The organism is Bartonella sp. TT119HLJHH (assembly GCF_042193385.1).
Classification (GTDB): domain Bacteria; phylum Pseudomonadota; class Alphaproteobacteria; order Rhizobiales; family Rhizobiaceae; genus Bartonella.
In genome coordinates, this window is record NZ_JBHILS010000161.1 from 1 (window position 1) to 530 (window position 530).

Genomic DNA, 530 nt, shown 5'->3' on the forward strand with positions numbered 1-530 from the left:
CTTTTAGATGGCAAAAATGATGATAATCAAGATCAGTCATCTGCTTATGACAGAAGCATTTACAGACCTCTTGATACGCCCCATACCGTTATGAATGACAGTGTTCCTTTTTAATAGAGGGTATTTAAATGTCTGATAAGCCGCCGCTCCATACCTTTAGTGCAATCTGTAAATCTAAGCCAGTTTATAACTATACTATTACAGATCAGGAGATAACATCATTACAACATAATAATAAGATTGAGACACTCTGTAATATATCAGCAGGCTTTCTAATTGTAATGATGGTCATTATCATCGGGTGTATGATACGTAATGATGATGATTGGAAAAAAACACCAGTCATTTGTATATCAATATCGTTACTGTTATTTGTAGTGATTTTGGGTGGAGAGACATGGTCAAACTCAGAGAAAATTTGGGAAAACGTTAAACAGGTGTCTGAGGTTATCTGTGAAAAAAAATAAAAAGAGGGGACGCCCTAAAATAGCAGGGCAGGTAAGAGAACCAAACGGACGTATATCACGTGC

The 530-nt window shown here is 36.4% G+C and carries 1 protein-coding gene and 1 pseudogene; both read left to right on the top strand.

Annotation, left to right across the window (positions count from 1 at the left end; genetic code table 11):
- Positions 1-114, top strand: a pseudogene (locus tag ACFIJL_RS09935) (single-stranded DNA-binding protein); the annotation flags it as partial.
- A gap of 14 nt (positions 115-128) precedes the next feature.
- A complete protein-coding gene (locus ACFIJL_RS09940; protein ID WP_375624574.1) occupies positions 129-467 on the top strand; it encodes a hypothetical protein in 339 nt (112 codons plus the stop codon).
- Positions 468-530: the final 63 nt, after the last annotated feature.